This is a genomic window from Bacillus sp. ISL-77, assembly GCF_018613105.1.
The window spans coordinates 1-18,084 of the sequence record NZ_JAGGQY010000006.1; the positions used below are offsets into that span (position 1 = coordinate 1).

General features: G+C 36.3%; 17 protein-coding genes, 1 other RNA gene and 2 pseudogenes. 13 read left to right on the forward strand and 7 right to left on the reverse strand.

All coding sequences use genetic code 11. The annotated features are described in order from the left end of the window. Positions 1-579: 579 nt before the first annotated feature. The 6 genes and pseudogenes from J7E77_RS01750 to J7E77_RS01770 form a co-directional block, all read left to right on the forward strand. A complete protein-coding gene (locus tag J7E77_RS01750) occupies positions 580-1,902 on the forward strand; it encodes a DUF2399 domain-containing protein (protein ID WP_214711966.1) in 1,323 nt (440 codons plus the stop codon). Beyond that, the gene (locus J7E77_RS01755; RefSeq protein ID WP_214711968.1) at positions 1,878-3,302 is read left to right on the forward strand and encodes a hypothetical protein; all 1,425 of its coding nucleotides are present in this window, start codon (positions 1,878-1,880) and stop codon (positions 3,300-3,302) included. The genes J7E77_RS01750 and J7E77_RS01755 overlap by 25 nt, the downstream gene beginning before the upstream one ends. Position 3,303: 1 nt before the next feature. After that, positions 3,304-3,978, forward strand: a complete 675-nt coding sequence (locus J7E77_RS01760; protein ID WP_214711982.1) for a hypothetical protein — start codon at positions 3,304-3,306, stop codon at positions 3,976-3,978. Continuing rightward, positions 3,975-4,442 (forward strand): AAA family ATPase, encoded by a 468-nt coding sequence (locus J7E77_RS30365; RefSeq protein ID WP_251026822.1) that lies wholly within the window; start codon positions 3,975-3,977, stop codon positions 4,440-4,442. Before J7E77_RS01760 ends, J7E77_RS30365 begins: the two co-directional genes overlap by 4 nt. A gap of 35 nt (positions 4,443-4,477) precedes the next feature. After that, entirely contained in the window at positions 4,478-7,180 is a 2,703-nt protein-coding gene (locus J7E77_RS01765; RefSeq protein ID WP_251027970.1) for a chromosome segregation protein SMC, read from the forward strand. Between the two features lie 179 nt (positions 7,181-7,359). Further along, positions 7,360-7,506, forward strand: a pseudogene (locus J7E77_RS01770) (DegV family protein); the annotation flags it as partial. Between the two features lie 99 nt (positions 7,507-7,605). Here the strand turns inward: J7E77_RS01770 and rnpB are convergent. After that, an RNA gene (rnpB, locus tag J7E77_RS01775) (RNase P RNA component class B) lies at positions 7,606-7,991 on the reverse strand. Positions 7,992-8,334: 343 nt separating this feature from the next. Between rnpB and spxA the strand changes: the two genes are divergently transcribed. The 4 genes from spxA to J7E77_RS01795 all read left to right on the forward strand — a co-directional run bounded on the left by spxA (position 8,335) and on the right by J7E77_RS01795 (position 9,985). After that, a complete protein-coding gene (gene spxA / locus J7E77_RS01780) occupies positions 8,335-8,730 on the forward strand; it encodes a transcriptional regulator SpxA (protein WP_214711970.1) in 396 nt (131 codons plus the stop codon). A 97-nt stretch (positions 8,731-8,827) separates the two neighbouring features. Next, the gene (locus tag J7E77_RS01785) at positions 8,828-8,962 is read left to right on the forward strand and encodes a BA3454 family stress response protein (protein ID WP_214711972.1); all 135 of its coding nucleotides are present in this window, start codon (positions 8,828-8,830) and stop codon (positions 8,960-8,962) included. A 158-nt stretch (positions 8,963-9,120) separates the two neighbouring features. Then, positions 9,121-9,534 (forward strand): RrF2 family transcriptional regulator, encoded by a 414-nt coding sequence (locus J7E77_RS01790; protein ID WP_214711974.1) that lies wholly within the window; start codon positions 9,121-9,123, stop codon positions 9,532-9,534. A gap of 115 nt (positions 9,535-9,649) precedes the next feature. Next, positions 9,650-9,985, forward strand: coding sequence for an IDEAL domain-containing protein (locus J7E77_RS01795; RefSeq protein ID WP_214711975.1), 336 nt, complete (start codon positions 9,650-9,652; stop codon positions 9,983-9,985). 374 nt (positions 9,986-10,359) lie between these two features. On the opposite strand, the gene J7E77_RS01800 is transcribed toward J7E77_RS01795, so the two are convergent. Together J7E77_RS01800 and J7E77_RS01805 are read right to left on the reverse strand one after the other, a co-directional pair. Next, the gene (locus J7E77_RS01800) at positions 10,360-10,497 is read right to left on the reverse strand and encodes a YjcZ family sporulation protein (RefSeq protein WP_214711976.1); all 138 of its coding nucleotides are present in this window, start codon (positions 10,495-10,497) and stop codon (positions 10,360-10,362) included. 23 nt (positions 10,498-10,520) lie between these two features. Further along, positions 10,521-10,598, reverse strand: a pseudogene (locus J7E77_RS01805) (YjcZ family sporulation protein); the annotation flags it as partial. An 88-nt stretch (positions 10,599-10,686) separates the two neighbouring features. Here J7E77_RS01805 and J7E77_RS01810 point away from each other — a divergent pair. Continuing rightward, positions 10,687-11,913: a phospholipase D-like domain-containing protein gene (locus tag J7E77_RS01810; RefSeq protein WP_214711978.1), complete on the forward strand. Its 1,227-nt coding sequence runs from the start codon at positions 10,687-10,689 to the stop codon at positions 11,911-11,913. Between the two features lie 117 nt (positions 11,914-12,030). On the opposite strand, the gene J7E77_RS01815 is transcribed toward J7E77_RS01810, so the two are convergent. The 3 genes from J7E77_RS01815 to J7E77_RS31370 form a co-directional block, all read right to left on the reverse strand. Next, on the reverse strand, positions 12,031-12,777 hold the full coding sequence (locus tag J7E77_RS01815; protein ID WP_214711979.1) for a tyrosine-type recombinase/integrase: 747 nt from the start codon (positions 12,775-12,777) through the stop codon (positions 12,031-12,033). 220 nt (positions 12,778-12,997) lie between these two features. Continuing rightward, positions 12,998-13,471, reverse strand: coding sequence for a tyrosine-type recombinase/integrase (locus J7E77_RS31365; protein WP_308160347.1), 474 nt, complete (start codon positions 13,469-13,471; stop codon positions 12,998-13,000). After that, positions 13,446-13,715, reverse strand: a complete 270-nt coding sequence (locus J7E77_RS31370) for a site-specific integrase (RefSeq protein ID WP_308160348.1) — start codon at positions 13,713-13,715, stop codon at positions 13,446-13,448. The genes J7E77_RS31365 and J7E77_RS31370 overlap by 26 nt, the downstream gene beginning before the upstream one ends. Before the next feature lie 245 nt (positions 13,716-13,960). Here J7E77_RS31370 and J7E77_RS01825 point away from each other — a divergent pair, with 245 nt between their 5' ends. Continuing rightward, on the forward strand, positions 13,961-15,190 hold the full coding sequence (locus J7E77_RS01825; RefSeq protein WP_308160349.1) for an IS110 family RNA-guided transposase: 1,230 nt from the start codon (positions 13,961-13,963) through the stop codon (positions 15,188-15,190). Between the two features lie 490 nt (positions 15,191-15,680). On the opposite strand, the gene J7E77_RS01830 is transcribed toward J7E77_RS01825, so the two are convergent. Beyond that, positions 15,681-16,565, reverse strand: coding sequence for a LysR family transcriptional regulator (locus tag J7E77_RS01830; RefSeq protein ID WP_214711980.1), 885 nt, complete (start codon positions 16,563-16,565; stop codon positions 15,681-15,683). A 184-nt stretch (positions 16,566-16,749) separates the two neighbouring features. On the opposite strand from J7E77_RS01830, the gene J7E77_RS01835 reads away from it, so the two are divergent. Further along, positions 16,750-17,958 carry an MFS transporter gene (locus tag J7E77_RS01835; protein WP_214711981.1) on the forward strand — a complete coding sequence of 403 codons (1,209 nt, stop codon included), beginning with the start codon at positions 16,750-16,752 and terminating at the stop codon, positions 17,956-17,958. The last annotated feature ends 126 nt before the right edge of the window (positions 17,959-18,084 follow it).

The window sequence follows — 18,084 nt, forward strand, 5'->3', positions numbered from 1 at the left end:
AGCGACAGTCAGTGGTGCACCGTGGTCGTAGGAGTCAGACTAACGGATGGGCTCTAACGCACCATAGTGAATCGACCTTCCTCTCCCAGCCGTAGAATCATTATTGACGGTTCTAATACATTTTCATTCTTTGTGGTGCAGCGACGATTTACCGCTGCATGGGTGGCTAACGGGTATACTCTAAGAAATCCTCTGAAAGTTTGTCTTCTTTCACCTCTACCACTTCAACTGTTTCTTGTATTTACTCTGTCAGCAAAATTTCTTTATCATCTTCATAATAAGAGTCAATTGTTGCACTTGTGAATTGTTTATAAGAATGATTGTTTGTGTTAAAAATCAATAATAATATGTCTTTCTTTGGTGTGAATTAATGGAAGGTATGGAAATAGGAATATGCGGAATAAATCATGCTGCTGTGTAAAATAAAGGATTGGAGTATCTTTGGGTTTCTCAAATACCCAATCTGGAACAAAGCTGATTTTGCTCCGTGCTTGTCAATCTCGATTTCATAATATTTACAATCACCATGACTCTATTACTTTGATAAAATATAGTTAACTAAATGGATGGAGAAAACCTATGATAAATCAAGAAGAATTGAGTTATATAAATACCTATCTATTAAAAAGTGGTGAGCGAATCGACTACACCAACAAGTTAACAAGTGGTGATTCTTTTTTTGAATTAAAAATAATTAAGCAGACTGAAAGAACGCTTCGAGTTGTTGGTTTATTAATAATTGCTGACCATGAGAAAAAAGAAGAGTCAGCCATTGTCGCCGATGAATTGTTAAGTATAGGCATTACACCAAAGAAAAAGGTTTCATTAAATGAGCATGAAAAGAACACAATGGAATGGTTTAACCAAGGTTTAATTCTAAAGGAAATTCGGTTTAAAAAGGATGGAAAAACCCCAGATGTGATACATTATCGAATGAGTTATTGGTTGTATAAATACCAACAGAACCAAATCCGAGCAAAAGAAGTTAAATTAGAACAAGAGTTTAGCAATTGGAAGGGGATGGCACAATCTCTAGTTCAAATTTTCAAACCTGATATTTCCAATAAGCGGGATAAAGGGTACCATTCATGTCTATCGATTGTAAACGAGATTTGCCAACAAAGCTCCTTCGAACTTAAAGAATTGCCACACTTTCCTTCTGGATGGTCTGTATCAAAGAGAATAAAATTCCTCCATTTTATTTTAGCATTTTTACACATTTGTTTTCACAAAAATGAATTTGACTGGAAGGAAATCGGTGCTAGTTATTATAAAGAAATTGGAGGTTCAAAGGAATTCGATCAGTATAAAGACGCGTATATCAACCAATTAGAGGAATGGACCAATTGTCCAGCCGCACGGTTAGGTATGACGAGTCTTGGAAAAATCACTCCTCTATATTTTTCTGGACAAATAACGGGACTTTTCTCGGACTATCGTTATGGACCCGTTCATTCACTAACAGACCTATCAATCGCCGAAGAGGAATATACGACAAATTCAACTACCCTATGGATTGTTGAAAATAGAGCGATTTTAACTAGATTGGCAGCTGCCAAGAATTTTCTTGAAGAAACAGATTCCCTGGTTGTATGTATTGATGGACACCTAAGGTCCTCTCATAAGAATTGTATTCAACAGCTTTTAACAAACGGAAAGATTCAGCAGGTTTTGATATGGAGTGATTACGACCTAGATGGGTTACAAATAGCAAAAGAAGTGTATCTGACGGTTTCGGAAAAATATAACCGTATCATTAAGTGGATTACACACAAAAAAGAGGTCCTTGAAAACCTGCAGGATTATGAGGCATATATGCAGATGTTACTGAAAGACAGAAAAATTGAGCAGGAACAGGTTTTAGGAGGTGCAGATGAATGGAAAAAGTGGATCAAACATTAATTTCAATTTTTAAGGTAAATGATTCCAATCCCGAAGTTCACCAGTCGATGAGAGACATTGCCTCCTTATCGGGTGTCTTAAGTGATTTAGGATCACAAAACGCCTTTCAATCACCTGCAGAAATTCTACGTTTTCTTAAGATTATTCAATTGATAAATGAGGAAGCTTTAGGCTTAGATGATCCAATTGAAAATGCTGAAATGGTTTATTTTCGTTATCGAAACCGCTATAACGACCCTGAACCGCCGTCAAAGAAAAAAGTAGAGCAAATTGTCAATGTCCTTGTTAAATATAACTGGATTTCTAAACAATCCAGGCAGCTGAAAATGCGTGATGTTGGGAAACGGATGATGGATGCCTTGATCCGTTTGGCTAATGATTCATTGGCTTACTATATGCAAGACGATATTGGCCGTTCACTCTTTCAAGCAAGACGAGATGCTGAATTGAGTGAAGCATATGATGACAATGGAATTTCTGGTGGAAATAAGATTGCTAGTATGATTCGTAACGTTGAGAATGCGATTCAAATCATGAAAGAACGTGAGCTTGAATTGCTGGCAGATCGAAATGCACTCCCACAGTTAGAAGTGATTCACCAGTTAATGGAAGAGTTAGAAGTCAAATTACAGGAACGGTTTAGATTGTTTCAAACAGTTGAAGATAGTTTAGTTCTATCAAATCTAATGCAAAAGGGTACCGCAGTACTTGCTGAAGGGACAAATTTAAGCTTAGGAATGATTAATAAATACCTGAGATTCACTCATATGCAAAAAACACCATTGTCCTTTACAATTCAGCCAGAAAAGATCCGTGCTTTTATTATCCAAATGTACGATCCTCCACTGGATTCCGATGTACCAAATGTTTATCAATTATTTAGTTTCATGGAACAAGGACAGCATGAGGATGAAGCTATAGATGGTTTGTGGATGCCGATAAAGTTCGCAGCACCAATTGCCCCTGCAGCCATAGATGAGGCCATTCACTATCTAGAAACATATGAACCGTTAGCAATTTCAATTGAGGAAATTGAAGATGAGCTTGAATATAGAACTGAAGTTATTTCTGACGAAGATATGGAAGAGTTACTGGGAGAAACTCAATGGAAGCTGACGAAGTCAATGATTGAAACTGAAGCGATTAAATCCTATTTAATCGAACATGATGAAACACCAATGGAACAACTGGTCATTGAGGCTACTTCCACACAGTGGAGTGATGCTGTTAATGCCATTACAGCAGTTGCAGCTTTAGTCGGAAACAAAAAAATAACCGTAACAAAGCCGAAAGAAAAGGTAGAAATACCAAAATATGAACGAAAATGGGAGTGGATGAATCGTGACGATGGATCCAACATTATCAGAAAACGAAACAAGAGAGAAAAACAACCAGAGTGAAATGATAGATGATAGAAACGAAGTCAATGTGAATCCACTTAATGTGATGCAATCCTTAAAGGGCTTTTTAACAGAAGAAGAGGAATTGACCTTTATGAATATTCTGTTTTCTTCCTCAGCATCCATTCGATCTGGAAACTTTGGTCTTTCTAGAAAAGAAGTGGAAAAGCTGCTTCATATCCAAGGAAACGATGAGAAATTCTTCTCTTTTCTAACTAGGGTAAACCAAGCAATTAACCGATATATCAAAGTGATTTATGATGAACGACGTGACCAAGTAATCATCATGATGAGAGTCCCAGCAAGAGCTGCACGGAATACCTTAACAAAGGAAAGCTTGTCCATCTTACTATATATGTTTTATCAACAGGAAGTTCTACAACATGAATTTACTTTATTTGATCAACTTTTAAATGCCTTTGGTCACGAAACGACAAAGGCGAATCAGCGACTATTGTTGAATATTGACCCACTTAAAAAAATTGGTGCCATAGAAGAATACGATACAAACTCTCAAGAAAAAGCTTACCAACTCACCGCCATTGGTGTTCATATGTTTACAGACTCTTTCTTAAGGCGGACGGCTGAGTTTAGTCAATCCAATCAGCTGAACAAAGAAGAAGTGTTAAAGTTTTTCAAACGATATAATCTCTATCAAAAGGGTGATGAAGAATGATTCCATGGAGACTTACCTTTTCAGGTATCCGTGACTACCCACCAACTCTATTAGATTTATCAGGAGAGAATGACCATGTCATGATTACCGGACCAAATGGTGCCGGGAAGTCCACGATTACTTTTTGTATGGGGGCTGTTTTATATTCTTCGAAAGTTGATGTGGAAGGATTAAAGTCCCGTAATCTACCGACTGACCTGACATGGAAAGCTAGAATTTCCTTATTGTTCAAAAATGAAGGCTGGATGAAAATTGATGCCCCTACTTTTGTGGAATTGAGTTTGAAAATTATCCAGGACCCAGGCCAGCCTATAAAAAAGGAGTTTCGTATTTCTACTGGTGATAATATCGATGAATGGGAAGAAAGCATTAAGTATTCATCAGGGGATAGGTTCTATAACTTCACCGCCTTTAAAAGGGATCTTCATATAAATACAAAGTGGATCCCGATCTCTTCTATTTGATATGGTACCAACAAGAGGTGAACCAATTCGCTGTCATGAATCCTGAGGAGCGGTTCCGGATTTTTAGTGAAATGCATGGTATTGATCAAGTGCAGCGTGATTGGGAAGAAAGTATGGAGAAGGTAAAAGACACAGAGGAATCTCTCCGAATAGCCGAGTCGAATGTAAAGCTTATGAAAACTGAACTCTCTATGAAAAAGTCTGCATTAGATCGATTTTTGGATAATCAAAAGCGACTATTTGAAGGTGGAAGGCTTTATGCTGAATCCCTATTTCAGTTAGAAGCGCATTATAAGCAGGAAATTGAAAGATTAGAAGATTTGGTTTTGACTCTAGAAGAGGAGATTGCTGAAGAAAAGGATAATTTCTCTGTTAATAAAGGCTTAAAAGAACACACGATGGAACAATTAGCTATTTCTAAAGCAGAGTACCAACAAATAGAATTAGAGATTAATGAACAAGAACAAAAGCAGGAAAAAATAACTGAGGGAATTAAACAATTACAAGCTCGGATTCAAGAACTTGACCAAGAATTAGAATCCATTACAAAAAGACAAAATCAATTAACGAGAACAGAAGAAGAAGTAAAAACAGCACTTAAGAAGCTTTTGGAAGAGCAAGAAAAAACAGATGCTGAATTTATGCACAACCAAGAGCAATTGAGTGATAAAAATAATGCTTGGCAAAAGCAGGTAGAATTAGTTACGAGTATCCAACAAGAGATTGAACGCGATGAAAAATCAGAAAAAGTTCATGATGAAAGAATACTACAATATAAAAGCAGTCATGATGTACAAGAAAAGATTCGTTCTCTTGAAGCAAGAGTCACTTCTAATAAAGAAATCTATTTCTCTGATACACAAAAGCTAAAAGTTTTAAAAGAGGAATTAATGCTGCTAAAGGAGAATCGGGATTTATCATTACGGCAAGTAGAGTCAATGAAATTTTTTGCTTCTCAGAAAGTAAAGGCTTTTGCTCTTCGGGAACTGCTAGAGTTAGATGCGACTTCACAACTAAAAGATGAACAATTATACGATGCAATAAAATATACCATCTTTTTCAATGGAAAAGATGTCATACCTCCAAACGATCTCTATCATGTACCGCTAATGAAGGTGGTTCCTGACCGAGTATTGACAAAATTGCCGGCTTTGCACTTACAAGTTAAGGAAGGGTTAGATGAGGAAGTTCTAACTTATGCGATGAAAGCACTTTGGTGGGTCGAGCAATTTTTTAAACAAGGTTCTTTTTCAATCAGGAATGGAATTTTGATTGATCCAATGGGAATACGTGGCCCACAGGAAAAAGAACGTTATATTTTGAGTGTAAAAGCTTTAAAAATCCGCAAACTGGAAGTGGAGAAGCTTGTAAGGGACCTTTCTCAAAATCTTTCTCAATTGGATGAGCAAATCACTGCTGATACAAAGATTATTCAAGAGCTTAATAGTATTATTCATCAAGTCAAAGAATCTGAAGCGTTTATGACGAATGAACATGAAAGAATAGTAAGGAAAAAGAAGTTTGAAGATGAATCACACCTAAAAGATTTAATAAATGAAAGCATCAATGAAATGGGTCAAGAAAAAGATCGTTTGATGAGGCTGCAAATACAACAAGAGAATTTGAAAAAGGTATTAATCGACGAAGCAAAAATATATGAAGAACTCGGAAGAATGAAAGTAAAGTATGAAGAACGGAATCGATTGCAAAATCAGTTGGGGCAAGAAAAAGAGAACCTTAAAAATCAGAAGAAGCAGCTTGAAGCACTTAATGAAAATATTGATCAATTAGAAAGAAATATTAATAGAACAGAACGGGGTCTTAGAAATCTAAATGATGTACTTGAGGACGCCGGGCGAAAGATTTCAAGCATTGAAAAACAAAAGAAGAATTACTTTGACGACAAGGAAACTTGCCAATCCGAACTTGTGAAAATTATTAAGGAATTGGTAGATGTACAAAGGTTAATATCCGAAATATACGATGAATCTGCCAAAAGTAGTGTATCTGAGTCTTTCCTATCTGAATCACAATTAAAGAAAAATCGTGAAAACGGTAAAATTATTTTTGATAATGCCCGCCAGGAGGCGGATATAGACCCGGCTGCCCAGGAAAATTATGATACTGTAAAATCGGAATATGAACGTTTGGATAATGAATATAAACGGACGAAAGTACTACTTGATCAGGATAAAGAAAGAACAGAAAATCTTAAGGATCAATTGGAAACAACGATTAATATGCGTGTTCTTGAGCTTCAGCAGCGGTTTAAATTCTATATGAGTCAGTTCCAATTTGAAGGGGAAATAAGTTGGGAGCCATATGAAGACAGAAGACGTCGGACACATTTTAATTTGTATATCAAGGCTCGGAAAGAAGGTCATCGTGGTGCCATGGAAGATGTGAGTATTAAAGCGCGCGGCGGTAGAGTTGGTAAAGGGGTATCGGGTGGTGAGGAATCTTTAAGTTCCCTATTATTTGCCCTCTCACTTCTACAAAACCTCCAGACGACACCTGGATTTATTGTCCTTGATGAGTTTGATAGTGCTTTAGACGAACACCGGAAAGTAAAAGTGTTTGATTTGTATGTTAGCGAACTAAAACGAAAGCTCATTATTCTCACTCCGAAATCACATGAAGAGACGTATTTAGATCGATTTTCGAAGGCATTTATTGTCCAACATGATCCAACTATTCCTAAAAGTAAAGTAGTTGGTATCGTCAAAACAATGTCTTAAAGTAAGTATTATTGTAATATCCAATTAGGTTTTGGTGACGTTTAGCCGACATTCTATTATGAATGTCGGTTATTTTATAATTAACTTTTCTTTTTAATTTTAGTTTAGCAGTTACAGGAGTAGAATATAAAAATAAGAACGACTAGTAACGGTTTTTTATCTGGAAATGGAGGATATTAATGAGAAGACTGATTTTGTCGACAGAGAGTGGTGCGAATTTACCTGAAGAATTAGCTGAAAAACATAATGGTCAAGTGGTCCCGATGCATGTCATCATGGATGGGCAGGACTATTTAGACGGTTCGTTAACAGTAAGAGATATTTATACTAGTATTGGCTAGGATCTTTCTTATGGGTAATTATAAGGAATGGAACAATCGGAGGGAATAATATCCCTAACAGTTGATGAATTCGGCGCATGAAATGGCTGTAAGCCAGGTTCTGTTCCTGCGTGCTCTAGCGATGCCAATCTCGCACAACAGGTGTAATCATATGACTATCAGTCTAGAAGACCGATCCATCCCTTTGGTTCATTATTCCCGCAGGATGGTGCCCCTACCAAAGTTTGGGTTGCTCGCTCGTGGGGTTTACCCGTTCCATTTCTTCTGTTTCCAGAAGAATTCGTCACTGTGGCACTTTCAGGTTACTCTCAGCATATCCTTGAGGACTTAGCATGATTTCTCCGCCGTCAGCAGATACGAAGTCTGCTGCCCACCTTTGCAGATGGCACGAACACTCCGGGCATCTCAGCACCGGGCGAGCCTGGACTTTCCTCAACTCATGTAAACATGAGCCGCGATTACTCACCATTTCATGTTTGTTTGCTCATCGACTACGATAAGAAATATATCATAAAAGAAATGAAATGGTCATTAGGATGCTAGATCCAGTGATGGAATATTTAGGATTTTTATTGAATGCAAGTAACTATTTAACCTCCTTTTTAATATAGCTCCATTTTAATCTATTTCCTTTAAAACAGTCTCATTGGAGGAACCCAACAAGAGCTGTCAAGGGGTTTATCATAAATTAAAACCAAAACTTTACAATTGACAAAATGAACTGTAACGATTAAATTTACAGTATAGCAACTGTAAGATTTTTTATTACATTTAAATATACTTGCCAAAATACACGAAGGAGAGTGTAAAAGTATGGTGATTGTGTATACCACACCGAGTTGTGGTTCTTGCCGAAAAGCGAAAGCTTGGCTTGAAGAGCATCAAATTGAGTATATGGAAAGAAACATCTTATCTCAGCCCTTTACAGTCGATGAGATTAAATCGATTCTTCGCATGACAGAAGAGGGGACGAGCGAGATTATTTCAACGAATTCGAAGGCGTTCCAAGAATTAAACATAGATATTGAATCTCTCCCGCTTAATGAATTGTATAAATTAATAATGGAGCATCCCAAAATGGTGCGCCGGCCAATTATTTTGGACGAAAAAAGATTACAGGTTGGATATAACGAGGACGAAATTCGTAGCTTTCTGCCCCGTAGGATACGAAACTATTTGTACACCGAATTGCAAAAAGAGGCCAATTAAAATGAAATAATAAGGGCAAAATGCTTAGTCTTTATAGTTAAATTTAAAACCTTTATATATTTAATTTATATATGTTTTTTAAAAGGAGGAAAAACGGATGTTTGAAGTTTTCGTGACAGTAAATTATAAAAATCGGAATTACCATACCAATGTCATAGCGGAAAAAGATATGCCATGGGAAAAAATTAAACGGATCGCAGAAGAGCAAGTCAAAAAACAATGGGATATTTAAATAAATCGGCTTATCCACGGAATTAGAAAAGCTAAATGCTTAACTACCTAATCTGTAATGCTTAGTATTACAGTACGTTATTAATTTTAAAAAAAGATGCAGACAATACATGTAATAGTAAAACTAGTGAAAAGTTTTATTGCTTAGGAGGCAAGCACATGAATAGTGATTTTACACTTGCCATTCATAGTTTATCTTTTCTTGCTCTACAGCCAGACCGCATGTCAACAAGCGATGCCATTTCGGAAAGTGCTGGCGTCCATGCGGTACGCATTCGAAAAGTGCTAAGTTTGTTAAAAAAAAATGGATTTATTAAATCAAAAGAGGGAACTGGCGGCGGATTTATTTTTGCACTAGGTCAAAGTGAAGTGAATCTTTGGGATATATATAAGATAACCTCAGATGGTGCACTGCAGCCCAAGTGTCCTGAGTCAAATGAAAAGTGTATTGTAGGGGCGAATATGCAAAGAGTTCTCTGTAACATTTTCTTCGGAGCAGAAGAACATCTGGGAGAATATTTAAAGAAGTATACAATCAAAGAGGTTGTTGATCTTGTTAATAAGCGTGAGTGACCGGTAAAGAACTGCAGATCTCTTTAAGTAAAATGTAATAAAAAACATTACAGATTAATTAATGCTGGCATATCCTAGGATTAAACGCAAAAAAATTAAGAAGGTGAAAAAAACTATGTTCTCCAATAATAATACGATTTTAAAGACAGGTGATTGGATTAAGGCGGAATCACGGGATGGCGAATTAATGATTGGCTATATTGAATCACTGTCAAGTATAGAAGGAATAGTGAAGGTAACGGTTGTTACAAGTGACAATAATCAATTGTTTGGCAAAACAATACCTATTTTAAGTAAACGGGTGAAAAAACTGCCTGTTTCTAATGTAACCAACAAGTCACAAATTGAATTTCTCCTAGACTTGGCATTATCAACAGGGGATAAGGAATGGTTTTTGGCGCTTTCTGCGGAGTTAAACGCGATGAAGCAGCTAGTTAATGAAGTACATTAAAACTTACACATGGAATTCCGATGCTCACAAATTATATATCACAATTACTACACCTTAAATCAAAAAGTTTAAGGACTAAAACGGAACATAAAATGAGAATATGAATCTTGTTCTGTAAACGGGGATTGCTGCGGCGATCCCCTTGCTTATTCGACTAACGAAGCAGTTTAGTCTAGTTAGACAAGGATGTTAAAGGTTAATTGTTTGAATTAAACAATAGTAATGAAAATTTCCGAAAATATTTTATTCTCCAATTGGAAATCGAAAAGAAATAATCTTTATTGGTAGTAAATATAAAAGGGACTTCCAAATGGTGGAAGTTCCTCCATAATGCTTAGTCGTATAAAGGCTAATGGTAATAAAAGGTTATTGGGTTAAAACCAGGAAGCCCCTACAATAATTAATAGCATGAACAATACGACAATTAGAACGAATGTTGAACGGTCGCCGTAACCATATCCATATCCTCCATAGCCGTAACCACCATAACCATATCCGCAGTAACCAAGCATGTAAAATCCCCCTTTTTTATAAATTAATAATATCTTCGACCAACAAAGGCAGAACCTACGATAATAGGTAGAATAAACAGTACAACAATTATTGCGAAACTTCCGCTCCATGGAGGGCTAACGGGATAGTTTTGTCCCGATAACAAAAACTAACAGAATGAAAACGATAATATATAAAGGAGATTAAATATGCTGAAAAAGATACGGAAAATCCTTCAAGTACTCCTATTTGTATTTTTCGGCGCATGTTTTGTTTTGCTTCCTTGGAGTAATATTGACAGAACAGCAGCCGAAAAAAGGATGGTATTTGACCAGCAGCCCATCCAATACCCGATTCGTCAAAGTAATATTACTATGTATACGGACGGGAAACAGTTAGACAATCAATTATTCTCAGATATAAGGAAAGCAAAACATTACGTGTATATCAACTTTTTCTCTATTGCTGATGATAAAGTAAGTCATCAATTTCTAGATTTATTGAGACAAAAAAGCCAGGAAGGTATAGAAGTATATTATGCAGTGGACAGGCTGGGTGGAATTTTACTAAAGAAGAGGGAAAGAGAATTATTGGTTAAAGCAGGAGTGCATTTTACGTATTACAATAAGCCTGCTTTACCTTATCTTTTTGCTTCTTTGGATCGTCGGAATCATCGCCGTATTTCAATTATTGATGGAAGGATTGGGTACATTGGCGGATTTAACATCGGCAAGAAGTATTTAGGAGAAAAAGTAAAACTCGGTCACTGGAGAGATTATCACCTTCAAATACGAGGAGAAGGAGTTCAAGATCTAGAACATCAATTTGTGTTAGACTGGAAGAAAAACACAGAGCAACAGATTCCTATACACAGCACGACAAAGGAAAAGGGAGCAACCTCGCATCGATTTACTGCATATTATAGCGGAGAAAAACTTGGGCAAGATTATGCAATGCTGTTTCAGCAAGCAAAAGAGTCCATCATTATAGTAACACCTTATTTTATACTAAATGACAGACCTATTTGGAACTCATTAGTGGATGCAAGAAAAAGAGGGGTTCGTGTTAAAATTCTGTTCTCACCTCATTCGGATGCACTGTTAGTTAAAGAGGCAGCGTATCCATATATTCGAAAAGCATTAAAACAGGGAATAGAAGTATACGGTTATAAAAAGGGAGTGATACACGGTAAAGTATTCTTGATTGATAAAAACGTATTGATGGTAGGGACCGTAAATTTTGATTCGCGCTCGTTTCATTTAAATGAAGAAATGAACTGCTATATTCATGACCCTGTCTTTATTTCTAAAATAAAGCCAGTCATCAATGAAGACATCCAAAATTCAAAGCGAGTAACATCCTCTGACGTCAATCAATTATCTATAAAAGAAAAACTGAAAGAAAAGTTTGCAAAAATGATTGAGTATTATTTGTAAAAACTAAGTATTTTTATTTTAAGGAGTAGTAGACTGCATTTTATTAGAATAAATTAAATTACTGATACTAAAAAAGAAAGCTATGGAGAGGGAACATTGTTTCCTTCTCTTTTTTATTTAGGCTATGTTAAAGGGGTACTCATTTTTACTACCATTTAAGAACGATATTTTCTTACATATTATGTGTTGAAGTTGAGCTTCATGGATGGCTAACGGGTGCGATGCTTCAACAAGCATCGCCTTTTCATGGTCTAAAAATATTTCGTGTATAGGTTCAGTTACAAAAATAGCTGGGTCCTTATCTTGACGATTGTCCAGGTACCGTTTTAGCCCTATTTCACAGCGGATATTAAAATAAATTTCCCTTTCTATATCTCCTTTCCCGCGGACAATAGCTGACCTGTTTGACCAATTAATACAATTTTTATCTAACGAAACAACTTCTCCAATTCTGCACCCGGTTGAAAACATAAATTCAAAAATAGCCTTTTCCATTGCGGTGTTACAAGCTTCCCGTAAATGCTCTAATTCTCTTTCCGTTAAAAACTTTAGGATGCTCTTACCTACTTTGGGTTCCTTTATTTTAGCTGCAGGATTTTTCAAAATATGTCCTTCTTCATGTAACCAACGGAAAAAGGATTTCATAAATCGAATGCGATGAGCTAGACTGGATGGTTTCAAGTTTTCATTAGATCTTGCGAAGTATTCTTTTAATTGAATTGTAGTAATGTCTCCTATCTTTAGGTCGTTAAAATAACGAATAAGTAACTTAGCTTGAAGATGATAAGCTTTGAGTGTTTGTGAGGAGAAACCTTCAATCCTTTTGTCCGCCTCGTAAGATTCCCATGCTTTAGATAATAGCAAAATAATTCCCTCCAAATTAATTATTTAGAGGAAGTATTACCGGCTTTACCGAATGGAAAACTCAGATAATAGCGTTATTCAACTATAGGTCAGGTTGAAGAAAATTCAAACAAAGAAGATGGATATTATCGAAGTTCCTTTTTTTAAAAAATGTAAAATTAATTTACAGGATTAGCGGCAGTAATTCTGAATAAAATTTACGTGCGTAGAAAATCATGGATTAAGAATCGGAAAGAGGTGATTGGAATGCTGGAGGAAATGGTGTTAAAATCAGCGGCAAATGCATTCGTTCTGAATTCGAGTCTGCTAACACATGTGGGCGGGCTATATTAATGACGTCTATTAATACCCAGCGCAATATAGCAGGAGCCCTGTCTACACGGTTATCCAGGTATCGTTTTAACCAAATTTCGCCGCGGATATTAAAATAGACCTCCCGTTCTTTATCACCTTTACCTCTTATAACTGCGGACCGGTTAGACCAATTAATTCTGATTCTATCTAAGGTGACTATCTCTCCTATTCTGCACCCGGTGGAGAACATGAATTCAAACAGAGCGTTTTCCATTGGGCTGTAGCAGGCTTCACGTAGATGTTCAATTTCCATTTCGGTCAAAAATTTAGGGATTCGTTTGCCTGTTTTAGGTTCTTTTATTTTAACTGCTGGGTTATTGGGGGATATGTCCTTCTTCATGTGACCATCGAAACATTGATTTCATAAAACGAATTCGATGAGCCAAACTGGCAGGTCTGAGCTTTTCACTTGATTTCGCTAAATAAGCTTTTATTTGATCGGTAGTAATAGTATCAAGTTGAACATCTTTAAAAAAGCGTATAAGTAGGCTGGATTGAAGTTTATATGCTTTTAATGTTTGCGGTGAAAATCCTTCAATTCGTTTATCAGATTCATACGTTTCCCATGCCTTAGATAATAACAATTTCATCTCTCCCGGAAATTTCTTTTTTACAGGAATTATTGACCTGATTTACGAAATTGAAACGGCAGTTATTATTAAGCTAAAGAAGCAGGTAAGCATTCCTGTAGATCGTTAAATATCAGGTTTGAAAAAAATAGAGCCCCTCAGTAACATACGAGTATAGAGACCAATCTAACTCAAAATCTTAGGAGGAGCCTAATATGAATTTTAAAATGCAAGACAAACAAAATCAACTAATAGAATGAATTTCCGATACTCATCTTATTGTTGGAGTGGATATTGCTCAACATCTACACGTTGCAAGAGCAGTTAACTTCCGTGGAATTGTAGTTGGTGATCCTCTTCCATTTGAAAATAATGAAGAGGGATTTACTAGTTTACTAAAATGGATTAAAAATCTTCAAAGTTTAAATAACCTAGATGAAGCAATTATTGGGATGGAACCAACTGGGCACTACTGGATCAATCTTTCAAAATGGCTTATTAAACAAAATATTGAGGTAGTAACGGTGAACCCACATTTAGTAAAAAGGAATAAAGAAAACCGTGATAATACTCAGTCAAAAAGCGATAAAAAAGATGCCTTAGTTATAGCTGATATGGTAAAGAACGGCTACTACTCCGAGGTTAGATACACATCAGAATCTTTTGAAAAACTAAGAGTTCTTATGTCTAACCGTGATGTAGTGGTTAAACGACTTGTTAGTTCTGTTAATCAATTAAATCTCTGGGTAGATATTGTCTTTCCAGAACTCCGTCAAGTGTTTAAAAACATTACTGCTAAAGGGGCAATCGCTACCCTTCGTCTTTTTCCTACTCCGATGGAATTGGCCACCAAGCAGCCTCATGAGATTATTATAGGCTGGAAATCACTGATGAAGCGGCAACCTGGATTAAAAAAGGCCCAATTACTTCTTCAGGTAGCCAAGAACTCCATCAGTTCAAGACAAGCACTAGATGCTTATAAATTTCATTTGGAGCAATTACTTGAAGAATATGATTTAGCAGTAATTCAACTCGAAAGAGTTGAAAAGCAAGTTACCGATGTATTGAATAAAATCCCTTATGCTAAAAAGTTGCTTACCATCAAAGGTATTAGTGAAATTTCCTTAGCTGGCATTTTAGGTGAAGCTGGAGATATTAGTGGATTTTCTCACGGTAATTCGCTACTTCGACATGCAGGATTACACCTCGCTGAAGCTAGTTCTGGAAAGTGGAAAGGGCAAATTGTGTTATCAAAACGAGGAAGATCAAGGCTACGGCGATTCCTTTACTTGGCTACAATGAACCTTGTGGTGAATAACCCAGAATTTCAAGCAATCCACACCCAGAATGTTAAGGTTAAAAAAATAAAGAAAATGAAATCAATTATGAAATTGATTGGTAAGTTTACTAGAAGTTTAGTGGGAATCGCTCGTCGAAATGAATCTTATAATCCTGATAAAGTACAAGCTTTAACACTTTTGGCAGCTTAGTACACAAGTTTTAATAAGACTTTAAAAATAATCTTTTTCTGTATTAAATAGAGTTTACACAAGTCGAATGTTGGCTTATTCGTAGGATTTCAAATATGTACGGAGTACCAGATTACTTAAACAAAAGGGCACAGACCCATCCCGATAGCAAAACTGGCCTCCACCTCTTGGATAGGCATGACGAAGGAATGAAAGGGCAAATGACCCGTTGAGACATGGGAGGGAAAGCCTCCAGGGGCGGCGTGGAGAATGTACATCATATGGTAAATAATGGAGTATTATTATAGTCCTTTATTTCACTATGCCTTCACGTGCCTGTAACGGATCGTCCTCCCCTTCATTTAATCATTACTGGTTATCAAGTTGTATGAAATCCTGCGAATATTCGGGAGAAAATCGTATTAAACTGAGGGAGTTCAATAAGAGGAGATTTATCTAATACAGATTTAACATTACAATTTAAAATTTTGTTTCAAAAAAATGACCACTCCTATTCTAATTCGTAGGAATGGTCCAAGACATATTGTTTAAATTTTTGAGTTGCAGGTGATAAATATCTTCCATCTACCCACGCAATTCCAATTGTCCGCTGGCATTGCTTACTATTGATAGGTATTTGTGATATTTTACTTTGATCTGTTCCCTTTAAATTCGGTAGAATTGATATTCCCAATCCCGCAGCGACAAGCCCTGCAACAGTGTCTGCTTCCTCTCCTTCAAATGTTATCTTAGGAGTAATTCCCGCTTCTTTAAATAATTGATCGAAGGTAATACGAAGTGAGAATCCTTTTTTTAAATGGATAAAAGATTCATCTGCAATTTCTTCTAATGTAATATTTTTGTGATAAGCGTATTTGTGGTCTTTAGGGACTATAACGAAAAGTTCTTCATTCCAAAGCTGTCTCCATACAATTGGTGATTTATTCTCCATAGAAGCAATTAGACAAAGATCAAACTCTCCTGATTGCAACTGGTCAATAAGATTGTGGGAGGGTCCTTGTCCAAGACGAAAATTGATTTTAGGATAGCAGGATCGAAAAGAGGCGAGTATATCAGGTATATGACTTGTACTTAAAGTGTGCAGAAACCCAAGCGATACTTCTCCCTGCTCTGGATCGAGTAAATCTTTAATTTCTTGTTTGCCTTCATAGAATTCATTCATCATATTATCCACACGCTTTAAAAAGATATGACCATATTTATTTAATCTAATTGAACGTCCCTGACGTTCAAATAAAGGCACACCTATTTCATCCTCAAATCGGGCAATCGAACGGCTAAGGGCTGACTGGGAGATTGATAAGGCTTCTGCGGCATGGGTTACGTGTTGCATTCTTGCCAGTGTTTGAAAATATTCAAACTGTTGCCATTCCATTTTATAACACCACTTTCCATTGGTTTATTCATTACATAAATGCATTAAATACATTAACATAATGAATTATACATCATGTATAATCGGTGGTACTATAAAAATCAGAAGCAAAATACATAATTTGAAATAAAGAGATTTTTATTATGCATTATGTTGGAAGTCATATGAATTGGGTGATTGTATTATGAATTACATTCAAAAAGGTACGCCTCTATTTCGCAAAACCAGCTTTGCTTTTTTTGCTGCTGGTTTTAATACATTTGCTATTCTTTACTGTGTTCAACCTTTAATGCCAGAATTCACAAAAGAATATAACATTAATCCAGCTACTGCAAGTCTGTCTCTTTCCATAACAACAATAGTTCTTGCCATCAGCATGCTGATTTTGGGTTCTTTGTCAGAAGTATGGGGACGAAAGCCTATTATGGTCATTTCCATGCTGGCTGCTTCTGTGTTTTGTATTCTCACAGCATTCAGTCCAAATTTTCATTTTCTGCTAGGTTTACGAACTATTGAAGGAATTTCATTGGCTGGATTGCCCTCAATTGCAATGGCTTATCTTGGTGAAGAAATAGAATCCAAGAGTCTTGGTTCGGCTATGGGGTTATATATATGTGGCAATTCCATTGGTGCTGTTTTTGGCAGAGTTTTCTCTGGTATGTTGAGCGACTACTTTGGTTGGCACATTGCAATAGGGGGAATTGGAATCATAAGTTTAGCTGCTACCTTAATTTTTTGGAATAGTTTGCCACCTTCACAAAATTTCAAAGCTCGTCAGTTAGAACTTGGTAAGTTAGGTAAAACATTAGTTGACCATCTGAAAGATCCAGGTCTAGTTTGCTTATTTGTCATAGGATTTTTGCTTTTAGGGAGTAATGTAGCGTTATTCAATTATATTGGTTATGTATTACTCGGAAAACCCTATTCGCTTAGCCAAACATTTGTAAGTTGGATATTTTTAATCATGATAGTTGGAATGTTTAGCTCTGTCTGGACAGCAAAATTGGTAGATCGTCACGGAAAGCAGAAGGTATTATTCATCAGCTTATTAATTGCATTAATCGGTGTTTGTTTAACTTTGGATTCTAATTTATTGATTAAAATACTTGGACTTGGATTGTTTACCTATGGATTCTTTGGAGGTCATTCGATTGCAAGCAGCTGGGTCGGGCAACGTGCTTTACAAAACAAAGCACAAGCTTCATCATTATATTTATTTCTTTACTATACGGGTTCTAGTGTAGGTGGAACACTCGGAGGGGTGTTTTGGTCTGCATACGGATGGGGAGGAGTAATCAGTTTGAATGTTGGCTTCCTCATTATTTGTTTAATACTTTGGGCGTTTGTTTCACAAATTGTACCGAATCCGAAGAAAGTGGCTAAAGTATCGTAATTGATGCTAATCTTTATTAGATTGTGAAGATATGCACTTAAACTATCGGGTACTTTACTTTAACAAATAGTAAAGCATTTTTCTTATTCAAGTAACGGGGCAGGTTAGTTGTGTGAAATGTTTCTG

Coding starts and splice junctions, on each gene's coding strand:
- J7E77_RS01750 (WP_214711966.1), top strand. CDS start 580: ATGATAAATCAAGAAGAATTGAGTTATATAAATACCTATCTATTAAAA.
- J7E77_RS01755 (WP_214711968.1), top strand. CDS start 1,878: ATGGAAAAAGTGGATCAAACATTAATTTCAATTTTTAAGGTAAATGAT.
- J7E77_RS01760 (WP_214711982.1), top strand. CDS start 3,304: ATGATAGATGATAGAAACGAAGTCAATGTGAATCCACTTAATGTGATG.
- J7E77_RS30365 (WP_251026822.1), top strand. CDS start 3,975: ATGATTCCATGGAGACTTACCTTTTCAGGTATCCGTGACTACCCACCA.
- J7E77_RS01765 (WP_251027970.1), top strand. CDS start 4,478: ATGAATCCTGAGGAGCGGTTCCGGATTTTTAGTGAAATGCATGGTATT.
- spxA (WP_214711970.1), top strand. CDS start 8,335: ATGGTGATTGTGTATACCACACCGAGTTGTGGTTCTTGCCGAAAAGCG.
- J7E77_RS01785 (WP_214711972.1), top strand. CDS start 8,828: ATGTTTGAAGTTTTCGTGACAGTAAATTATAAAAATCGGAATTACCAT.
- J7E77_RS01790 (WP_214711974.1), top strand. CDS start 9,121: ATGAATAGTGATTTTACACTTGCCATTCATAGTTTATCTTTTCTTGCT.
- J7E77_RS01795 (WP_214711975.1), top strand. CDS start 9,650: ATGTTCTCCAATAATAATACGATTTTAAAGACAGGTGATTGGATTAAG.
- J7E77_RS01800 (WP_214711976.1), bottom strand. CDS start 10,497: ATGCTTGGTTACTGCGGATATGGTTATGGTGGTTACGGCTATGGAGGA.
- J7E77_RS01810 (WP_214711978.1), top strand. CDS start 10,687: ATGCTGAAAAAGATACGGAAAATCCTTCAAGTACTCCTATTTGTATTT.
- J7E77_RS31365 (WP_308160347.1), bottom strand. CDS start 13,471: ATGAAGAAGGACATATCCCCCAATAACCCAGCAGTTAAAATAAAAGAA.
- J7E77_RS01830 (WP_214711980.1), bottom strand. CDS start 16,565: ATGGAATGGCAACAGTTTGAATATTTTCAAACACTGGCAAGAATGCAA.
- J7E77_RS01835 (WP_214711981.1), top strand. CDS start 16,750: ATGAATTACATTCAAAAAGGTACGCCTCTATTTCGCAAAACCAGCTTT.